Genomic DNA, 20,698 nt, shown 5'->3' on the forward strand with positions numbered 1-20,698 from the left:
ACCCCATCCGCAGGGTCGGTACGTCGAAGACGGGGTGGTACCGGGACACGACCTGCTCGATCGTCCTCAAGCCCACGCTCACGCGGATCTCCCCCTTGAAGACCGGGCCACGCCCCTCGTGGACGCGCCACGGCACCCGCCGTCCGCGGTTGACGCGGGCATGCACCAGCATCACCGCGTGCATCACCGCGTGGACATGGCGAGCGAAATCGCCTCGCCGGGCGAATGGTCGAACTCCCGGCCGAGCTACGCCGATTACGCCTCCCGGACCACCCCGCACACGCCCCCGTGATCAGGGACGGGGACAGCTACGGCTGCCGATCCATGGTTGGGCTCAGGTCGCGTCGGTCTGCTGGATGCTGTCGCCGCGGTTGTTGATCGCGATGTAGGTGCCGATGCGCCGGAAATCGTTGATCACGCCGAACATGCTCTTGTCCGACGGCAGGAGGGTGCGCGCAGGGGAATCCTGCGCCAACTGGGCGAGGAACGCCGCCTTGTAGGCGTTGTACACCTTCGCCGTGTAGCCGGGCTCCGTCGCCGCGTTCATCCGGTGGTCGTTGGTGACCGCGATCGAGGCGAGGTCCATGAGATAGCAGTCGATCAGGTCCGTGACGTCCTTGGCCTTTGCGTTGTCCTCCCCCCTCACCGCGTCCTGGGCCAGGATCTGGGCCATCCCCACGACGATGTCGCGGTAGATCCCGTGCCGGGTGCTGCTGGGGAAGGCGGCCATGATGTGGTCGGCCTGGCCCGCGCCCTCGGTGCTCATGGTCCGCGGAGTCCTCAGGTCCGTCAGGCCCGGCACTGCCAGCGGCACGCCCTCGAACATGGCTTCCTCGTCGGGGATGTTCGTGTTCCGGGAGGCCAGGGGATGCAGGCCGATCTCGTGGGCGAGCATGCCCATGATGTAGCCGATGTCGTACTTCTCGAAGTAGTAGCTGGCCAGGTTGATGTCCACGCCGTCGTCGCCACGGTCGATCACGTCGGCCGGGGTCTCGGTCGTGCGCAGACGGAGGGTGACGCGGCAGGGACGGTTGCCGATGTAGTCCCGGATGGTTTCGTGCTTCCGCAGCATCTCGATGATGTGGACGGCCTTGTCGCGGTACTTCTCGTCCGTGTGCTTCAGATTCGTGAACTCGAAATTGCCCGACTTGAAGGGGGTGATCGTCGCGTCCTGCGGCATGAGCGGCGGGACGTCGGCCTCGGCAGACCGGGGCAGCGAGACCGGGTCCACCCACACGGACTTGTGCAGGACGGGCGTGCTGGCAGTGCGGGCGGCGTCCCAGGTCTGGTCTTCGGGCTGGGGCTGTGGCGTCACATCGCCGATGAGGGCGGCCAGGAGGTCGAGGTGCCGGCCGCGCAGGCCTGCGGCGGTGAGGGAGGAATCCTCCGGGGGTTCGTTCAAGTCGCCCAGGAGGCTGCCCGGGATATGAGGCCGGTGCGGCGAGTCGGCGTCCCGGTACTCGTCACGTAGGCCGAGCTGGTGGGTGAGTTCGTGGGTGAGTTGGACCGGGGCGGCGTCCGTCCACCAGGTGCTCTGGTTCATCACCTGGTCGCGGCCCGCCAGGTCCACCGTCAAGTGCGGGTCGTCGGCCGGGTCGACGTGCTCGACGGTCACGTGCAGACGGTCACCGTTGGGCAGGCGATAGGCCGGGTCATTCAGCAACTCCCGCACACCCGCGTCGAGTTGACTGCGCACGTGTGCGGCCTGCCCCTCCGGACCCCGGATCGCGAGCCGTACCGTGAGGTCGGTGACCGGCTCGCCCGCGTACGAGAACCGCCGTGTGTCGAAGCCCGACCGCACCACGAAACGCGGGCGATGGTCGCGCCGGCCTCGCAACTGGGGTGTGGCGGACGGGGTTTGCTGTGCGGGCGCGTCGGTCTCGTGCGGGAGCCGTGGGCGGGCCTCGTCGGTCGTGATGGGCTGCTGGATGCTGTCGCCGCGGTTGTTGGTCGCGAGGCTGGTGGCAAGCGTGGCGAAGTCCCGTACGACGCCGAACAGCCCTTTGTCCGCCGGCAGCAAGGGGCGGGCCGGGCTGTCCTCGGCCATGTGCTCGGCGAGCAGGGCCTTGTAGGCGTTGTAGACCTTGGCGGTGTTGCCGGGCTCCTTGGCCGCGTTCATCCGGTAGTCGCTGGTGATCGCGATGGAGGCGACGTCCATGAGGTAGCAGTCGATCAGGTCGGTGACATCCTTGCCCTTGGCGCCCTCCAGGCCGGCCTGCGCGGCCCGGGCCAGCATGTCGGCCATCGTCAGGACGATGTCGCGGTAGATCCCGTGCCGGGTGCTGCTGGGGAAGGCGGCCATGATGTGGTCGGCCTGGCCGGCGCTGTCGGTGTTCATCGTGCGCGGCGTCTTCAGGTCTGCCAGCCCGGGCACCGGGATCGGAATGCCCTGGAACATGGCCTCCTCGTCGGGGATGTTCGGGTTCCGGGAGGCCAAGGGGTGCAGGCCGATCTCGTGGGCCAGCATGCCCATGATGTAGCCGATGTCGTACTTCTCGAAGTAGTAGCTGGCCAGGTTGATCTGCACACCGTCGTCGCCCATGTCGCGTACGTCGGCCGGGGTTTCGGTGGTGCGCAGGTGCAGGGTGATGCGACAGGGGCGGTTGCCGATGTAGTCGCTGATCGTCGGGTGATCCCCGAGCAGCTCGATGATGCGGATGGCCTTGTCGCGGTACTTCTCGTTCGTGTGCTTCAGGTTCGTGAACTCGAACTTCCCCGACTTGAAGGGAGTGAGCGTCGCCTCCTGCGGCGTGCGGGCCGCGACGTCGGTCCCTGATTCGGCCGCCGGGGGCAGGGACACCGGATCCACCCAGACCGACTGGCGCGGCACCGGTGCGGTGCTCGTACGGGCCGCGTCCCAGGTCTGGTCGTCGTGCTGGGGCTGCGGGGTCACATCGCCGATGAGGGCGGCCAGGAGGTCGAGGTGCCGCCCGCGCAGGCCGGCGGCAGTGAGGGAGGAGTCCTCGGGCTGCTCGTCGAGGGCGCCGAGGAGGCTGCCGGGGATGTGGGGGCGGTGCGGGGAGTCCGCGTCGCGGTATTCGTCGCGCAGGCCGAGCTGGTGGGTCAGCTCGTGGGCGAGTTGGACCGGGGCGGCGTCCGTCCACCAGGTGTTCTGGTCCATGGCCCGGTCCCGGCCGGTGAGGTCCACGGTGAGGTGCGGGGAGTCGGCGGGGTCGACCTGCTCGACGGTGACGTGCAGGCGGTCGCCGTTGGGGAGGCGGTGGCCGGGGTTGTTCAGGAACTCGTGCACGCCCGCAGTGAGTCGGTCGTAGACGTTGGTCGCTTCTGCGTCGCTGCCGCGGAGAGCGACGCGGACTGTGAGGTCGGTGACCGGCTCACCGTCGTACGAGAAGCGGCGGGCGTCGAAGCCGGAGCGTACGACGTACCGAGGACGGCTGTCGCGCCTGCCTTGCGGCTTCGGCTCGGGGTTCGGCCGCGGCGCGGTGTCGGTGCCGGGCTGGGGTAGCCGGGGGCGGGCTTCGCCCGTGTCGGTGCCGGTCTGGATGCTGTCGCCCTGGTTGTTGAACGTGAAGCTGGAACCCAGACCCAGGAAGTTGCCGGTGACATTGTACCAGCTCTTGTCCGCCGGCAGCAGCGGGCGGACCGGACTGTCCTCGGCCAACTGCGCGACGAACATCTCCTTGTACGCGTTGTAGACCCTCGCCGTATTGCGAGGCTCCCAAGCAGCGTCCTTACGCCGGTCGCTGGTCACCGCGATCGTCGCCAGATCCATCAGATAGGTGTCGATCAGATCGGTGACGTCCTTGGCCTTCGCGCCCTCCTCCCCCGCCCGCGCATCGTCGGCCAGTACGCCTGCCATCTTCACGACGATGTCCCGGTAGATCCCGTGGCGGGTACTGCTCGGGAAGGCCGCCATGACGTGGTCGGCCTGCCCCGCAACGTCGGTACTCATCGTGCGCGGCGTCTTCAGATCCGACAGACCCGGCACCGCCAGCGGAACACCCTCGAACATCGACTCCTCGTCCGGAATGCTCGTGTTCCGCGAGGCCAAGGGATGCAGCCCGATCTCGTGGGCCAGCATGCCCATCACATAGCCGATGTCGTACTTCTCGAAGTAGTAACTCGCGAGATTGATGTCGACCCCGGCCTCGCCACGGTCGATCACGTCGGCCGGGGTCTCCGTGGTGCGCAGGTGCAGCGTGATGCGGCAGGGACGGTTCCCGATGTAGTCCCGAATCGTGTCGTGCTTACGCAGCAGATCAATGATCCGGACCGCCTTGTCACGGTACTTCTCGTCCGTGTGCTTCAGATTCGTGAACTCGAAATTGCCCGACTTGAAGGGGGTGATCGTCGCGTCCTGCGGCATGAGCGGCGGGACGTCGGCCTCGGCAGACCGGGGCAGGGACACCGGGTCCACCCACACGGACTTGCGCGGGACGGGCGTGGTGGCAGTGCGGGCGGCGTCCCAGGTCTGATCTTCGAGCTGAGGCTGTGGCGTCACATCGCCGATGAGGGCGGCCAGGAGGTCGAGGTGCCGGCCGCGCAGGCCGGCGGCAGTGAGGGAGGAGTCCTCGGGCTGCTCGTCGAGGGCGCCGAGGAGGCTGCCCGGGATATGGGGCCGGTGCGGCGAGTCGGCGTCCCGGTACTCGTCACGTAGGCCGAGCTGGTGGGTGAGTTCGTGGGTGAGTTGGACCGGGGCGGCGTCCGTCCACCAGGTGTTCTGGTCCATGGCCCGGTCCCGGCCCGCCAAGTCCACCGTCAGGTGCGGGGAGTCCGTGGGCTGGACCAGTTCGACGGTGACGTGCAGGCGGTCGCCATTGGGGAGTCGGTGCCCGGGGTTGTTCAGGAACAGGTGCACGCCCGCTGTGAGTCGGTCGTAGACGTTGGTCGCTTCTGCGTCGCTGCCGCGGAGAGCGACGCGGACTGTGAGGTCGGTGACCGGCTCACCGTCGTATGAGAAGCGGCGGGCGTCGAAGCCGGAACGCACCACGAAACGGGGCCGGTTGTCACGCGGGCCCTTCGGGACCGGCGGAGTTGCGGCGGCCGGGGTCTGCTGGGCGGTCCCCTGCGGGAGCCGAGGGTGGGCCTCCTCGGTCGCGATGGGCTGCTGGATGCTGTCGCCCTGGTTGTTGAACGTGAAGCTGGAACCCAGACCCAGGAAGTTGCCGGTGACATTGTACCAGCTCTTGTCCGCCGGCAGCAGCGGGCGGACCGGACTGTCCTGCGCCAACTGCGCGACGAACATCTCCTTGTACGCGTTGTAGACCCTCGCCGTATTGCGAGGCTCCCAAGCAGCGTCCTTACGCCGGTCGCTGGTCACCGCGATCGTCGCCAGATCCATCAGATAGGTGTCGATCAGATCGGTGACGTCCTTGGCCTTCGCGCCCTCCTCCCCCGCCTGAGCGTCATCGGCCAGCACACCCGCCATCTTCACGACGATGTCGCGGTAGATCCCGTGCCGGGTACTGCTCGGGAAGGCCGCCATGATGTGGTCGGCCTGCCCTGCAACGTCCGTACTCATCGTGCGCGGCGTCTTCAGATCCGACAGACCCGGCACCGCCAGCGGAACCCCCTCGAACATCGACTCCTCGTCCGGAATGCTCGTGTTCCGCGACGCGAGAGGGTGCAGGCCGATCTCATGGGCCAGCATGCCCATCACATAGCCGATGTCGTACTTCTCGAAGTAGTAACTCGCGAGATTGATGTCGACCCCGGCCTCGCCACGGTCGATCACATCGGCCGGGGTCTCGGTCGTACGTAGGTGCAGCGTGATGCGGCAGGGACGGTTGCCGATGTAGTCCCGGATCGTGTCGTGCTTGCGCAGCAGATCAATGATCCGGACCGCCTTGTCACGGTACTTCTCGTCCGTGTGCTTCAGATTCGTGAACTCGAAGTTGCCCGACTTGAACGGAGTGATCGACGCGTCCTGCGGCATGAGCGGCCAGACGTCGGCCGCGGCAGACCGGGGCAGGGACACCGGATCCACCCACACCGACTTGCGCGGCACCGGCGTCGTAGCAGTGCGGGCCGCGTCCCAGCTCTGGTCCTGCTGCTCGGGCTGTGGGGACACATCGCCGATCAGCGCGCCAAGCAGTGCCAGGTGCCGATCGCGCAGACCGGCCGTGGTCAGCGAGGAGTCCTCGGGCTCCTCGTCAAGGGCGCCGAGGAGGCTGCCCGGGACGTGGGGGCGGTGCGGGGAGTCGGCGTCCCGGTACTCGTCACGCAGGCCCAGCTGGTGGGTCAGCTCATGCACCAGATGGGCCGGGGCCGCATCCGCCCACCACGTCGTCTGGTCCATCGCCCGGTCCCGGTCCGCCAGATCCACGGTCAGGTGAGGCGAATCGGCGGGGTCGACATGCTCGACGGTCACGTGCAGACGGTCACCGTTGGGCAGGCGATAGGCCGGGTCGTTCAGCAACTCGCGTACACCTGCGTCGAGTTGATCGCGAACGTGTGCCGCCTGGCCCTCCGGGTCCCGGATCGCGAGGCGCACCGTGAGGTCGGTGACCGGCTCGCCCTCGTACGAGAACCGCCGCGTGTCGAAGCCCGACCGCACCACGAAACGGGGCCGGTTGTCACGCGGGCCCCTCGGGACCGGCGTAGTGGCGGCAGGCTCGTCCGGTGTGAGTGACGGAGATTGCGGCAGGCGCGGACCTACCGCATCCGTGCCCGGTGCCGGCGAGCCGGGCACCGCGTCCGTGTCCATCTCGTCCTCGCCGGACTCGTATTCCGACGAGGACCCGGCGGGATACTGCGCGTTCGCGTTCTCGGTCCTGGCGCCCTGGAGCACCCCGTCCTGGTCCAGGTAGGCGCCGATGTTCTCCGCGTTGTCCCTGATGTGCTGCATCAACTGGGGCCGCTCGCGCATCCACTGCGGCATCCGCCAGCCGGGGAAGAACATTCCGTGGGTGCCGGACGCCTGCACCTGGTGGCCGAGCGCGTTCCCGACGTGCTCGTTGACGGCCTGGTAGGCGAGGTCGCAGGAGGCGCAGGCCATCTTGAACCCGCCCAGGTTCAGCGTCTGGGGGGCGTTCGGGTCGCCGGGGTTGTTCTCCCAGTGCTCGACCCAGTGCCCGAGCAGGGTCAGCTCGCCGTGCTCGGAGCCGTACGATCCGGCCGCCGGGGTACCGTCCCGGCCCGCCACGTTGAGGATGCGGGGCCTCGCCAACGCCCGCTTGACGAGGTCGAGTTCGGGCGACCCGGGATGGTAGAGCCGATACCAGCCGGTGGCCAGGGCGCGCAGCTTCGTGCGGTCCCGCACGTCCCGCGCGACACCGGGCCGCCTGCGCGCGAGCCACCGCTCGTCCCGGCGCCACTGCTGCCGGTCCGCCGTCAGGCGCTCCTGCTCCTGCTGGGCGGCCGCTTCATCGTCCAGCAGGGTGTCCCACTGCTGCTGATGCCCGTCGTCCCACACGCCCGACTCGTACTGCTCCTCCAGTCGCGGTCGCAGCTGCGCCTGTTCCAGGGACCGTTGGTCGAGTTCGCGCTGCTCCTGGTCCAGCCGCGCCGACCACTGCCGGTGCGCCTCCTCGTCCCTGGACCACTGCTCCAGTTCCCGCTGCCGCCGGGTGCCGCCCGGCTCCTGCCCGGAGACGAACCAGCGCAGTTCCTCCTCCACCAGGGCTGCCTCGTCCGGCGTGAGCGCCTTCGTGCCGGTGTTGCCGGCGATGCCGAGGGAACCGTCCGGCATCAGTCCGACGGCGATGTGCGGGGTGACCTGGGCGTCCGCCTGGCGGTCCGGTTTCCGCAGCACTTCCTTCACCAGGCGGGCCACGCGGTCCAGCATCCGCAGCGTCACTTCGCGGTCCCGCTGGGAGGTGCCGGTCGGGCGCGTCTGGGTGAAGGGGCCGCCGGTACCGAGGCCGAGCGCTTCCCGCAGCTGCTCGTACTCCTCGGGGGCCAGCCTTCCGGCCTGCTCCGCCGCGTCCAGGGCCTCGGGCACGCCGATGCCCGCGTGCTCGGTGAACGCGCTGTCGAACGCGACGTCCGGGAAGCCGCCGAGTCGTGCGTTGCGCCGTCGCACCACGTCCAGCAGGGCGCCGGCCCGCAGCTCGGGCTCGTCCAGCAGGTCGGCGAACTCGGCCGCGAACTCGTGCTCCGGGCTGGTCAGGACGGCCGCCTGCTCGCTCTCGGAGCCGGAGTCGAGGTCCATCTCGACGTCCGAGTCCGCGCCCCCGTCGATCGTCTCGCCGGCTCCGGACAGCGTGCTGAGTTCGTACGCCTCCTCCTCTCCCGGCATGCCCGGGACGGGGCTCGCGGGCGGGGACACGGGCGACGGGACGGTGGCCGGGTCCGGGTCCTGCGGCGTCGGGGCCGGCTCGGGTGCCGGGGTGCGCAGGATCAGGGGGACGAAGTCGCCGCCGCGGCGGCGGAGCCGGAGGTGCGGGCCGGCTTCGCCGGACGGACCGGGGTAGGTGTGGGCGGTGCCGTTCTCCTCGATCAGGGTGACGGTGGTGCCGGTCGCGGCGGCGGCCCACTCGGCCACCGCGCGGTCGGCCCCGGGGCCCCAGGGTGCATCGGCGAGGTGGCGCCGCAGGTGCCCGTCGCGGGCGTCCTGGCTCGGCGGGGGCGCACCCGGGCGGAGGGTCAGGGGCGGGGGCGTGAAGAGTGAGTCGCGTTCGGCGCGGGTGCCGGGCAGGCCGTTGAGGCGCATCAGCCGGGTGGGCGGTGCCTCGGCGCGCAGGCGCAGTCGATTCGACTCGTGGCGGTCCAGGCCGGGCTGCTGGGAAGCGTCGTGCAGCGCCGAGGAGAGCGCACCGAAGAAGCTGTTGCCGCGGCCCGTGGGGGTGCCCTGGGTGTAGGTCGCGCCGTCCGGTGCGGTGAGGACGCCGTCGCGGTCAAGACCGTAGCGCGGGCCGGTGCTCTCGGCGGGCGGGTGCCAGGGCGGGGTGGCGTGGCTGCGGTGCGCGGGGGTGGTGGTCGTGTCGGCGGTGTCCGAAGTCCCGGTGTCTGTGTCGGTGTCGGCCGTGGTCGGCAGCACGGTGGCGACCGGGGGCGGGGTCCCGGGCGGCAGGGTGGCGTGGAAGAAGCCGTCGGCGGCGAAGAGGACCGGATCGGTCGCCGGGGCGACGGCGGCCGGATCGGTGCCGTGCGGGAGGAAGCGCTGCTCGCGGCCCTCACCCGTCACGACAGTGACCGGGGTGCCGATGACCCGGGCGGCGAGGGCGGGCAGCAGGTCGGCGCCGCCGTGGTCGCCGGCGCGGCGCTCGGGCGGGGCCGGTTCTCCGTCCGCTCGCCCGGGGCCGTCCGGCTGCGGCTCGCTGGTGAACGGGCGGAGCATGGCCGCGGTGGCCAGGCCCACCCGCTGCGCCGGGGTCGGCCAGAACGTCTGCGGGAGGCGGCCGAGGGCGTCGAACTCGGCCTGCTGGGCGGGCGTCAACCGCACCTGCGCGAAGTCGAGTTCGTCCTGCGTGAAGGTGTCCTCGGCGTCCAGGGCGAGGGAGTCGAGCAGGTCCTCGTTGCCGTCCTGGCCCAGTTCCCAGGCGAGGCGGTTGCGGGCGGCCCTTACGGCCCGTTCGGTGATCGCCGGGTCGCCGGGGGCGGCGGTGAACCGGGCCGCGAGGTCGGTGCCGAGCAGGTGGGGCAGCCGGCCGCGGTCCTGGGCGACGGCTATGAGCGCGTGGAAGAACGAGGCGCCGTCGTGCGGCATGTCGTGCACCTCGCGCACCGTGGTGCCGTCCGGCGAGGTGAGGGTGCGCGGCGCGGAGTCGGCGCCGTCGGTGATCGTGTACGGCTCGGACGCCTCGGAGCGCCAGTCCGGCTCGGTGTACTCCTGCGGCCGGTCCGCCACCGGCATCGTGGCCCGGCCCTGGTGGTGGGCGGTGAGGCGGGAGGCCGCGAGGTGCAGCCGGTGGTGGTCCGCGGCGGCGGCGTCGGTGTGCCCCTCCCAGCGGCGGACCTCTTCACGGGCGGCCTGCCAGGCGGCGACGGCCGGCGACTGGGCCATGGCCTGCGGCAGGACGGTCGCCTGGTCGGGATGGTCGTCGCCGAGCGCGGCCTGTTCGTCCGCGCTGAGGTCCAGCCAGGTCTCGCGGGCCCGCGCCCGGGCGTCGTAGTAGTTCTTCTCGGCCGCGGCGAGGTCGCCGGCCGCCTTGGCCAAATCGTCCCAGGCCCCGCTGACCTCGTCGGGGAACGAGGTGTCGTCCAGGAGGCCGTAGTCGCGGGCGATGTCCTCGCGCAGCCAGACCAGCGCGGTGGTCTCCGCCTCGGCCGCGCGGGGGCCCCGCTTGGCCTTGCCGAGCGCGTGCAGCGGGCGGCTGTCGGTGATCCGGTGGTCCACCTCGGCCACCGAAAGCCAGCTCACCGGCACCGCGAACAACATGCTGCGGTCGGTGACGACCTTGAGGTGAGTGCCGAGGGTGGTGTCCGCAGTGCCCTTGAGCGCGGTGCCGTCGGTCGCGCCGCCGATCGGGACCGAGGCGCCCGGGTTCATGACACCCGCGTTGCTGTTGCCCGCCAACGGAGCTGTGCCGACGACGCCCTCGACGCTGTCGGTGATGCCGGCCTCATGCGCGTCGGAGGTCTTCGAGCGCTGCATGGCCTCCATGCGCGGCTTGCTCTCGACGGCGAGCAGCCGGGCGCCGCTGCGGTGCATCTTCGCGTAGAGCCGGGAGTCGGCGGTGTGGGACTGGCCGAAGAGGCGGGCGGAGGCCTGGGCGGGCAGCGGTGAGCCGTTCGCGGTGAGCGCCTCACGGAAGCCGGCGGTCAGGCCGACCTGGCTGGTGGCCTCCTGCTGGGCCTGCGCGGGGGCGGTACCGAGGCCGGTGAGCGGGGTGAGGCGGGCCATACGGACGCGTTCGGTGAGGGACCTGCCGGTGTGCCGTTTGCCGAGGTCACCGTCACCGAGGCCGTCGGCGCGGGCGGTGGCCAGGGTCAGGGCGTCCTGCACGTTTTCCGCGCCTCGGATGTCCACGGCGAGGATGCCGGAGCCGATGCGGTCGTCGAAGGGCAGCACATCAGAGGCATCGGGGTCGCCGCCGCGCCAGGCGGCGATGCCCTCCGGGCGGGCCTGATCAGCTGTCAGCATCCGTACCGTGCGCTCCGGTTCGGGCACGTCCTCCTCGGTGAGGGCGCCGTCGGCGCCGTCGCCGGCGGGGGTGAGGAGCCCGGCCGGGACGATCTCGTTGAGCGTGCCGACCGACGCGACGGCGTGGGGGGACAGCGCCTCGCCGGTCGCGTCCGTCATCGTGACGGTCAGGACGTAGCTGGTGACGATCTCGGCGTGCGCCTGGGTGGTGGCGATGTTCGGCATCGAGGTGTTGCCGGTGGTCTCGGTCCGGGTGCTCGACTGCCCCTGGGCGGCGGTGCCCTGGATCGAGGGGTTGGCGAGGAGGACGCCGCTGTCCGCCGCGCGCTGGCCGACGCCGAGCGTCACGTCGCCGCCGCGGTCCTGGGAGGAGGCACCGGCGTCGTCGCGGGCGGTGGTGCGGTAGTCCTCCAACTCGTAGCCGGTGCGCAGCCGCTCCACGGTGGTGGTGATCGGCGTCAGCTTGAACCGGACCTGCCCGGGGCTGCCGCCGACCGGCAGATGGGTCGGGCTGGTCCAGGTGCGGTAGCGGACCGGCAGGGTCATCCCGTCGGTCGTCAGCTCGTGCAGATGGGCGCGCAGGAAGTCCGGGGAGAGCCGTTGCAGGACCTGCTCCCGGTCGTGCGAGGACACTCCGATCTTCTTCATCCGCCCCATCAGCTGCTGGGCCGCGTGGCTCGCGTCGAGCTGGCCACTGGGGTGGCTGGGGAAGCGGCGGCCGCGTAGGAAGGGAGGCAGCCGGTAGCCGCCGCCGAGGTTGCGCGGGGTGGTCGTGCCCAGGCCGTCGGGGGCGAGCCCGGCCTCGATGACGTCCTGCATCGGCAGGTGGAACATCACCGCGTCGCGGACGCGTTGGAGCGCGGCGGCGGCCCGGCGCGGGGCGAGGCCACGGCCGAGGCGCTCGGACAGCCGTCCGGCTGCGGAGCTGATCGTGGCCCCGGCCTTGGTGCCCATCGCACCCATCGCGGCAGTCCAGTTGTCCCGTACGGCGACGGTCTCGGCGGCGTCGGCGACCACCAGGTACATCCGCCCGCCGTAGCTGAGGGTGGTGTTGCGCCCCCGGGTGAGCGTCTGCGCGATGCCGCGGCCCTTGCCCCAGGCGTACTGGAGCGCGGTCGAGTAGGAGCCGACCACCGCCGGCCCGCCCGGGGCCTGTTGCAGCGGCATGTCGGCGCCCTGGACGCCGACGGTGGTGCGCGAGACGGTGCTCGCGCTGCCGGCGACGCGGTGCTCGTTGCCGATGGTGGCTTCGAGGGTCGCCGGCTTAGGGTCGCTCTTGACCCGTAGGTTGTCCAGCTCGCCGCGGACCGCGGCCTTCAGGTAGTGGGTCTGGAACGGTCCGGCGCCATTGAGTCCGGAGATGCGGGAGCCGAACGGGCCCAGGTACTGGCCGAGTTGACCGGCCACATGGAGGTTCGCCATCGCCCGCCTGAGCGCGCCGCGCACCGGGGCGCCGGGCGCGCTGACGTGCCACGAGGTGCCCGAGGCACGGTCGGCGGTGTCCTGCATGAGCTGCTGCCGCTGCGTGCCGCCCTCGGTGCTGAGCACCACGTGCGGGGCGCTCAGCAGCTTCCGCACGAGCCGCCGGTCGGCCGAGTCCGCCCTCGGCAACGGACGGATTCCGTCGAGGAGTTGGTCGGCCTCGGTGGCGGAGAGCCGCTGCGGTGCGGGGTCGGCGGCCGGTGCGGGCCCGGTGGGCGTCGGGTCGGCGGGGGCGTGGCGGTCGGAGCCGTGCGCCATGGGTACGGCCAGCTCCACCCGGCCCACCGTCTCACTGCCCCGGGCGAACAGCGGGCGCTCCTCGACCTTGCTGACGAAGACGCCGGCGCCGAGCAGGCCGACCGAGGCGAGCCGGGCCCAACCACGCGGGCGGCGATGGCCCTCGAAGGTGGCGCCCAGCTCCACCTGGTAGCTGTAGAGGTCGGCGCCGTTCTGGAACATCAGGTGGTCGTGGTTGACCGCGACGGTGCTGCGGGTGGCCTTCTGGTCGGTCTTGGCGTAGCGGGCGCCCAGGGACACGTTGCCGGTCTGGCGCGGCAGCCCGGCCTCGGGCACCTTGTCGTGGTCGCGTGGTGAGATGCCCAGCTCGACACCGGCGGAGAGCGTGCTGGACTCCTGCTGCCCCTGACCGGAGACCTCGGTGCCGATCACCGCGTTGCGCAGCGACCGTTCGCTCATGGTGGTCTCGAACCGCCGGTCGGTGAGCCTCGCCCGCAGGATCAGCGTGTGGTGGCCGCGGCGCACCTTGCCGTCCTCGGTGAGGGTGACCGGCACCCCGGTGGTGGTCAGGTCGTCCAGGCTCTGCGCCAGGCTGGGCCGGTTGAGCGCCTCGCGGACCTGCCGGTCGTTGTGCAGCGCGGTCCGCATCCGCCCGTCGCCGTACCAGAACTTCGCCAGTCGCGGGTGCCGCAGCATCAGGGGCGGAACAAACAGCGACGGGTAGGAGCGGTGCAGGGTGTCGAGGACGGTGTCCGCGAAGGCGCGCAGGGGGTCCTGGGGGGTGGGTTGCCCGTCCTGGTTCTGTGTCGGGTCCGGCTGCTGATCCGGTTGCGCGTCGGGCCGCTGATCCTGACCCGGATCCTGATCCTGGCCCTGGTTGGGTACGGCGTTCTGCGCGCGGTCGGGGCGGAAGCCCTCGGCGCGGACCTGGCCGCTGAGGTGTACCGGGTCCTCCCGGGTGAGGTACCAGGGCACCGGCGGCTCGGCGTCCGGGTTCGGACCTGTCCGGCCGGGCGTACGGCTGTCCCAGCCCGCGAGCCGGCGGGCGTCCTGGGTGGAGATCCAGTCCAGGCTGACCACCCGGACCGGGCGGGCCGCGGAGGACGGCTCGCCGGCCTTGCGCACCATCAGCGTGCGCTCCACCCGGTAGAGCGCGACCGGGTGGTTGCGGACACGGCCGGTGGTCTTGCGGGCGGCGTCGGTGCCGAGGTAGTGGCCGCGCCCGGTGCTGAGGTCGGTGCGGACCAGTGGCCCGCCCTGGAGTCGTACGTCGGTCTCGGGGCCGACGAGGGTGTAGTTGGGGCCGGCGGTGACCTGGACGCCGAAGCGGGTGTCGCGGACGTGGCCGCGCTCGTTCTGGTACGTCGTCTGGGTCAGGTCGCGCAGCTCCGCCTTGACCGACTCGGTGACCAGGGTGGCGCGGTGCGGGATCGACCGCTCGACGACGAGGTGACCCAGCGGGTGCTGGCCGCTCCCCCGCGTCAGTTCGGGTCCGCTGACGGGCCCGGAAAAGCGACCGAACAGGGCGAGCAGCCGCCCCGGACGGACGTATGAGACGAGGGTGCGGTGCGCGGAACTGCCGGGTCGTGCACCGGAGATGGCGAGCGCGACGTCCTCGGGCGGGTCCGGCAGATGCAGTCCGGTGGTGTCGGTGACGCGCGGCTCGACCCCGTCCGGGAAGGTGAGCGTCTCGGGCGCCCGCCGAGGCCCTTTGAAGGGCACGGTGAGGTCGTCCGGCAGCCGCCAGCTCAGCCCGTCCCGCATGGCGAACTCCGCGGTGTGGACCGGGCTGCGCTGCCAGCGGGGGCCGGGCGCGGGCGGGTCGGCCGCCGGCTGCTCGGCGGGGTTGCCGTCCGGGCCGGTCGTGTTCGGGCCGGTGCTGTCCGGGGCGGAGGTGGTCCTCGGGCCGGTGGTGTTCGGGGCGGCGGTCGTCGTCGGGCCGGTGGTGTTCGGCGCCTCGGTGACCCGCTCCACGCGCACCCGGTAGTGGACGTCGTCCAGGTGCAGGTGCGAGCCCTCGTGGGCGCGGTACTCGGTCTGGTGGTACGCCTGGGTGCCCAGGGAATAGTCGGTCCGGCGGGTCCAGCCCAGCGAGACGCCGATCTTCAGCAGCCAGTTGAGGGGCGGGCCCATGCTCAGCGCGGCGGCGATCCGGCGCCCGAAGCCGACGCTGCGGCCGCCACCCGTACCGGCCTGGCCGCGCCGCATGGTGTCCAGCCGGGTGGTGCCGCCGTCCACGTCGGAGAAGCGTTCCCAGCGGTGGTACGGGATGGCCTCGACGGTCATCTCGTGGCCGACCCCTGACTTCTCCCGGCCCACGAAGCGCGCGCCGCGCGGGGCGGTGAAGGCGCCGGGCTGGTCGGTCAGCAGGCGCAGCAGTTCCGCTTCGTCGAACTGGGAGCGCAGCTTCTTCGGCAGGTTCCCGAGGATCTCCTGGGCCACCTGCTCGGGTGAGCGCAGGGTGAGGACGCCGGGGCCGGTGAAGAGGCCGGTCCTGGCGCTGTGCGGGGTCGTGTCGTCCGTGCGGGAGTCCGGGCTCCCGTCGTGCGGATCGGCGTCGGGGCTGATCAGGATGGTGGGCAGCCTGCTGCCGTCCTCGAAGGTGACGGTGCGCGGTGCCGGTCCTGGTGGTGGGGCGTCCTGGCCGGTCAGCAGGCGTGCCGGGCGGTGCCGTTCGAGCTGGGTCTCCAGCGGCACCAGGTCGCCCCGGTCGGGGGTCTCGGTGTCGGGGCGGTCGAGATCGGTGATCCCGCCCATGCCGCGCAGCCACTCGCTGAAGGGGTCGGAGCCGTCCGGCTCCTCGGTGGCCGGGTCCCCGGTGGCCGGACTGGTGGTGTCGTCCGGTACGGGGGTGAGCGGGGCCGTGGCGGGAACCAGGGCGTCGTAGTGGTCGCTGCCGTTGTAGGCAAGGTGCAGCGTGCCGCCCCGGCCGCCCGGGTGGAGGGTGGTGACGTGGGTGTTGGCCGGTGCGTGCGGGTCGGGCTGGACGAGGCGCAGGTCGAGGTCGAGGGTGTGCGCCAGCGCCTGCGGGAGCAGGTCGGCGAAGGGAGAGGACCACAGCCCGGGGAGTTCGGCCGCGGAGGCGATGAGTGCCTCGGTGCCGAGTCGCCGCGCGTCGGCGGGGGTCGGTGCCACTCCGGCGAGCTGCGGGTATCCGCTGTCGCGGAGGATGCGCCGCCACTGGCGGGCGTCGCCGTCGGTGACGACCGCCTGGGCGATGCGGTTCCAGCGCTGGGTGATCCGGCCGCGCGCGTCGGGGTCCCGTACTCCGGCGAGGGCGGTCATCCGCAGGTCGTCCACCACGGCGAGCACCGGGTCCGGGGTGGCTTCGGCCGCCGCGGCGGCCAGTTCGGACCCGGTGATCCGGTCGCGCAGCAGGGTGCGAAGCCCGGCGACGTTCCGCGCGGCCCACGCGGGCGGTATGTCCTGGCTGCGGGCGCTGTCGAGCATCGCCCGGAAGAGGCAGTTCCCGCCGCCGGGGGTGTCGAGCCGCTTGAAGTTCCGGCCGTCCGCGCGCACGGTGTCCGTCGGGCCGGGTGTGGTGGCGCCGTTGCTCAGCACGGCCACGTCTTCGGCGAGGCTCTCCGGGCGGCTCGGCGCGGGCGCCAGGTCGGGCCTGCGGCGGGCGAGTTCGGCGGTGTCCTTGGGGCTGAGTGCCAGCTCGGACAGCGGCAGCGGGGTGTCGGAGAGCGACCAGGTGATCTGCGCGGAGGGCGCGTAGGAGAGACCTCGCACGTCCTGCGGCGAGACCAGGGTGTTCGGCGGGAGCGCGGGCGGCGGCGGGGGCAGCAGGGCGTCCAGCGTGGTGTCCGGCCCGGCGGTGGAGCGCAACTCGGCCGCGGCGCGCAGGAAGTCCGTGTACTGCTCGGCGGTGGGGCCCGTGGCCGGATCGACAGTGGTTCCGGGCCGGTCGGTGACCATCCGGCGCAGCAGGTCGGGGGTCATCCGGCCGTCGCCGTAACGGGCGGCGGTGTCCGGGCTGAGCCAGCGCAGGCCGTCCACGTAGGCAAGTCCGGCGAGCAACTTCCGGTTTCCCGGCTGCTGTTCGGCGTCGGGGCCGAGGGCGTCCCGCAGTGTGCGGATCTGCTGGAGGGTACGGGCCCGGGCGAAGGCGTCGGCCGGTTCGGGGCCCGTGTGCAGGCCGGCGTCGCGGGCCAGGCCGTCCAGGTCCGCGCCGTCGGGCTCCGGGGTGAACAGCCGCCAGCGTCCCGGCCCGTCCGGGCCCTCGGTCAGCACCGGGCGGACGTCGCCGTTGCCGTCCCGGGCCGTGCCCACCTCGGTGGTCGGCGCGTACACCTGCCGTCCGGTGCGGTTGGCGACGTGCTGGGCCACCGGTAGCCCGGCGATGTGCGGCTGCCGGCCGGTCTCGCAGGAGAACAGCACCAGCGGCCGGCCCTGATCGCCGTCCTGCGTCCAGGACTTGAGCACCTCGCCGAGTTGCACACCGCTGACCTTCACGGTGGGGCGGGCCGCGTCGTCGGTGCCGAGTGTGACGGTACGAGGGGTGCCGTGCCCCGTGAAGTAGTCGGCGCCCCGCTCGGTTCCCGAACCGGGCAGCGCGACCGGAGGGCCGGTGAACACCGTACGCGGCGGGGGCTGGACGGAGTTGGTCTCCGGGGCGAGGGGGCGGGAGGTGGTGCGCACACCGCGGAAGGTGTCCTGGCCGAGCAGAGCCTGGCGGGCCGCGCTGTGCGGCGTACCGTCCTCGGCGGGGCTCTGCGAGATGGTCAACGTCTGTACCGCACGCCCGGGTTGGGGCTTCACGGACGTGTCCGGCACCAAGCGCCGCAGCTGCGCGAGGGGCACCGTGTGACCGTCGAGCGTGGTGACGGCCGGCTCGCGGGCGGGCGGGGTGGGGCCGTTGCCGTTGTCCGCGGGGCGCACGACGATCCGTCCCGGCGGCGGGGGCAGCACGGTGGGTGTCGCCGCGGGGGTGTCCGGCGTGGTGGGCGGGGGTGGGGGCGGTGTGCCGTCGTTCCCGGGTCCGCGTCCGCCGCCGAGGCCGGGTGCGTGACCGTCGGTTCCGTTGCCGTCACCCGACTCCAGGTGCAGGTCGGTGGCCGGTTCGGTCCAGGGGCGGGACAGGGTGTCGAGTTTGACCGCGGGGGGTTCGGTGGTGGCGGTCGCGGTGGAGATGACGACTTTGGAATCGGGGTCGACTCCGTTGTCGTGCACGGGGGTTGTGGACTCGGTGAGCACCTTCGAGGGCGGCGTCGGCGAGCTCTCGGTGGCAGGGCGGGGTGCCGGGCCCAGGGCGTCGGCGAGAGGCAGCAATACGTCCGCGCCGGGGAAGTCGGTCTCGGTGGTGACCGGGACATCCGTGGTCTCGGTGGTGCCGTCCGGCGTCACGGTGGGCGCAGGGCCGGTCAGCGGCCGGACCCGAACCGGGGCGCCCGGTCCCTCGCGGGTCAGTTCCACGGCGGCGCGAACCGGGCGGCCGGTCCCGTCCGGCGTGACCTGCGGCCCGAGCACCACGGCCCGGTCGGTCCCGGCCCGGTCCAGCAGCTCGGCCGCCTCGGGCGCCCCCTCCCCCGGCGGCGGCGTCTCCGAGACGACGATCGTCAGGGGCGGTGCGTGGGTTGCACCGCCGGTGTCGCTTGCGCCGGCGGTGTCGGCGTACGAGCCGGTGGTGCTCACCTTCGGCGGAGCGGTGGTGATGTCGCCGTCCGGGGTGGAGGCGCTGTCGGTGGAGCCCGAAGTGACGGTGCTGTCGGACGAGTCGACGCTCTGCGGAGAGGGGGAGGTCTCGGGAGAGGGGGTGGACTCCGGCGAGGACGAGGTCTCGGGAGAGGAAGAGGTCTCCGGCGAGGGCGTGGTCTCGGGAGAGGAACTGGCCTCCGGAGAGGGCGTGGTATCCGGAGCGGAGGGCATCTCCGGAGAGGGCGTGGTCTCCGGCGACTGCGACGTCTGCGCGGAGTCGTCCGTCGTCGACTGAGAACCGTCCACCTGCGCCGTGCCGTCGGGCGTACGGGTGTCCTGGGACTGCGGGGTCGAGGGCCCCTGGGTGCCTCCGGCGACGAGTGCGCCACCCGGCCGACCGCCGGTGCTGCCCGTCCCTGTCCCCGTACCCGTACCCGTCCCAGAAGCACTGGAGTTGTGAGAGCCGTTGGAGGCCACGGGACCGTTGTTCACCTGGCCCGGCATCGGAGCCGTACGGTCGTCCTGCTCGGCTGCCACATCCGGGTCCGGCGAGTTCTGGACGTTGCTCTCCGGGGCCCCCTCCACGGTGAGTGGGGTGTCCACCGTGACCGGTGTGCCGAAGCCGTCCAGGGCGCGGCGGACGTTGTCGGCGTCGACCTCGACGCCGGGTCCGTTCCCGGCGGGCACCACCCGGACCTCGGGCTGCTGCGACAGGTTGCTGTGCACGCTGTCGCGGACGTCGATCTCGGTGCTGCCGGGCGGCGGGGTGCCGCGCAGGTCGGCGAGGTCGCGCAGGGCCTGCTCGCGGACCTCGGCGGGGCCGTTGTGGACCTGCTGCCACAGGGCGTTCTCGGCGGAGGTCGCGGGCAGCGGGCCCGGGGAGTACCGCGGCGGGTCCTGGGTGGTGTAGGACGGCGGGTCCTGCGTCGAGTACGGCGGCGGGTTCTCGGCGAAGTCGGGCTGCGGCGACGTGCGCGGGGAGCCTGCGCCGCCGGTGAGGTCCGTGGTCGAGGGACCGCCGGTGCGGTCGGGTCCGTCGCCGTCCTGGGTGCGCGAGGAGTCGGTGGAGTCCCGCGTGTCGGACTCACGGGTGTCGCCGGTGTCGCCCGAGGCACCGGCGGAGACGGTCGGCGGCTGGTTGCGCATCTTGTCGATGACGTGGCGCAGTTCGGCGCCGCTGTTCAGGGCGCCGTCGGTGAGTGTGGACTCGACCTGGCTGCTGACGCCCGCGCCGACGAAGGTGGACCAGCTGGTGGACCAGTCGCCTTCGAAGGCGCCCTTGATCAGGATCTCCGCGACGGACTCGCCGGCGCCGGCGGCGATGAAGTCGGCCGTCCCCTTGATCCCGTAGTGCCCGGCCAGCGCGCCGGGCCGGTCGGCGTTGTTGCGCAGGAGCTGGTTGTTGCGCCACAGGTCGGGGTTGTTCCGGAAGGAAAGCGGGTCGTTGCGGAACGTCACCGGCGTGTTGTTGGTGACGTTGGGGCCGTTCCCGTTCCCGTTCGGGTTGGGGGTCGGGTCGGGGTCGGGGCGGTTGTTCGGGCCCGGGCCGGGGTCGGGGTTCGGCTTCGGGTTGGGACTGTTGTTCTTGAAGTCGAGGTCGGGCGTGTTCCGCAAGTTGGGGTTGGGCGCCGGCTTGAAGTCGAGGTCCGGCCCGTTCTTGAGGAAGTTGTTGTCGTAGCTCTTGACGATGTTCTTCGCGAAGTTGTCGAAGATGCTGGTGAAGAATCCCGCGGCGGCGCCGAACGCGGCCGACTTCAGGATGTCGTTCCAGTCGAAGCCGTCGGGACGCCGGCCGTCCGGGGCGAAGTTCATCATCGCCAGACGCACCGCGAAGGTGGTGAACGCCTCAGCGAACGCCTCGGTCAGCGAGGGCGCGATGTGCAGCCGCTGGAGCAGATGGGTGAGCGTGGTGAGGATGAGGAAGCGGCTGCGCATCTTGGCCATCATGATCTGGCTGGCCGAGGCACCGCCGGTGAAGAAGGACATGGCCAGGTAGATGGCGATCTCGATGAGCAGCCGGATGACCTCGGCGATGACCTGCCATTTGGACTCCATGATGTCCATGGAGGTCTTGCGCCGGCCCTCGGCGATCTTGTCGAGCTGCTCGGCGAAGTCGCGCAGGTAGTTCTTGCCGCCGTCGTCGATGAGCATGCCCATCGCCTTGGCGTACGACTTGGACAGGTCGTCCGGCATGACCTCGGCGATGTCGTGGATCGACTTGTCGATCAGCGAGGACATCCGGTCCAGCTTGCGGCCCAGCCCGGAGTAGGGCTTGCGGCTGTCGTAGGCCAGGTCCTCGTCGGCGTCGATGAGCTTCTCCCCGGTGAGGATGAAGATCATCGCGTTGACCTC

General features: G+C 71.7%; 1 protein-coding gene. It reads right to left on the reverse strand.

Features of this window, described 5'->3' with window-relative positions:
- Positions 1 to 334: 334 nt before the first annotated feature.
- A complete protein-coding gene (locus tag OG254_RS02020; RefSeq protein WP_405594798.1) occupies positions 335 to 20,686 on the reverse strand; it encodes a hypothetical protein in 20,352 nt (6,783 codons plus the stop codon).
- Positions 20,687 to 20,698: the final 12 nt, after the last annotated feature.

Origin of the sequence: Streptomyces sp. NBC_01092, from assembly GCF_045039535.1 — a bacterium.
GTDB lineage: Bacteria > Actinomycetota > Actinomycetes > Streptomycetales > Streptomycetaceae > Streptomyces.

Excerpts from the sequence above, each read along its gene's own strand:
- OG254_RS02020 (WP_405594798.1), bottom strand. The coding sequence starts at position 20,686 with ATGATCTTCATCCTCACCGGGGAGAAGCTCATCGACGCCGACGAGGAC.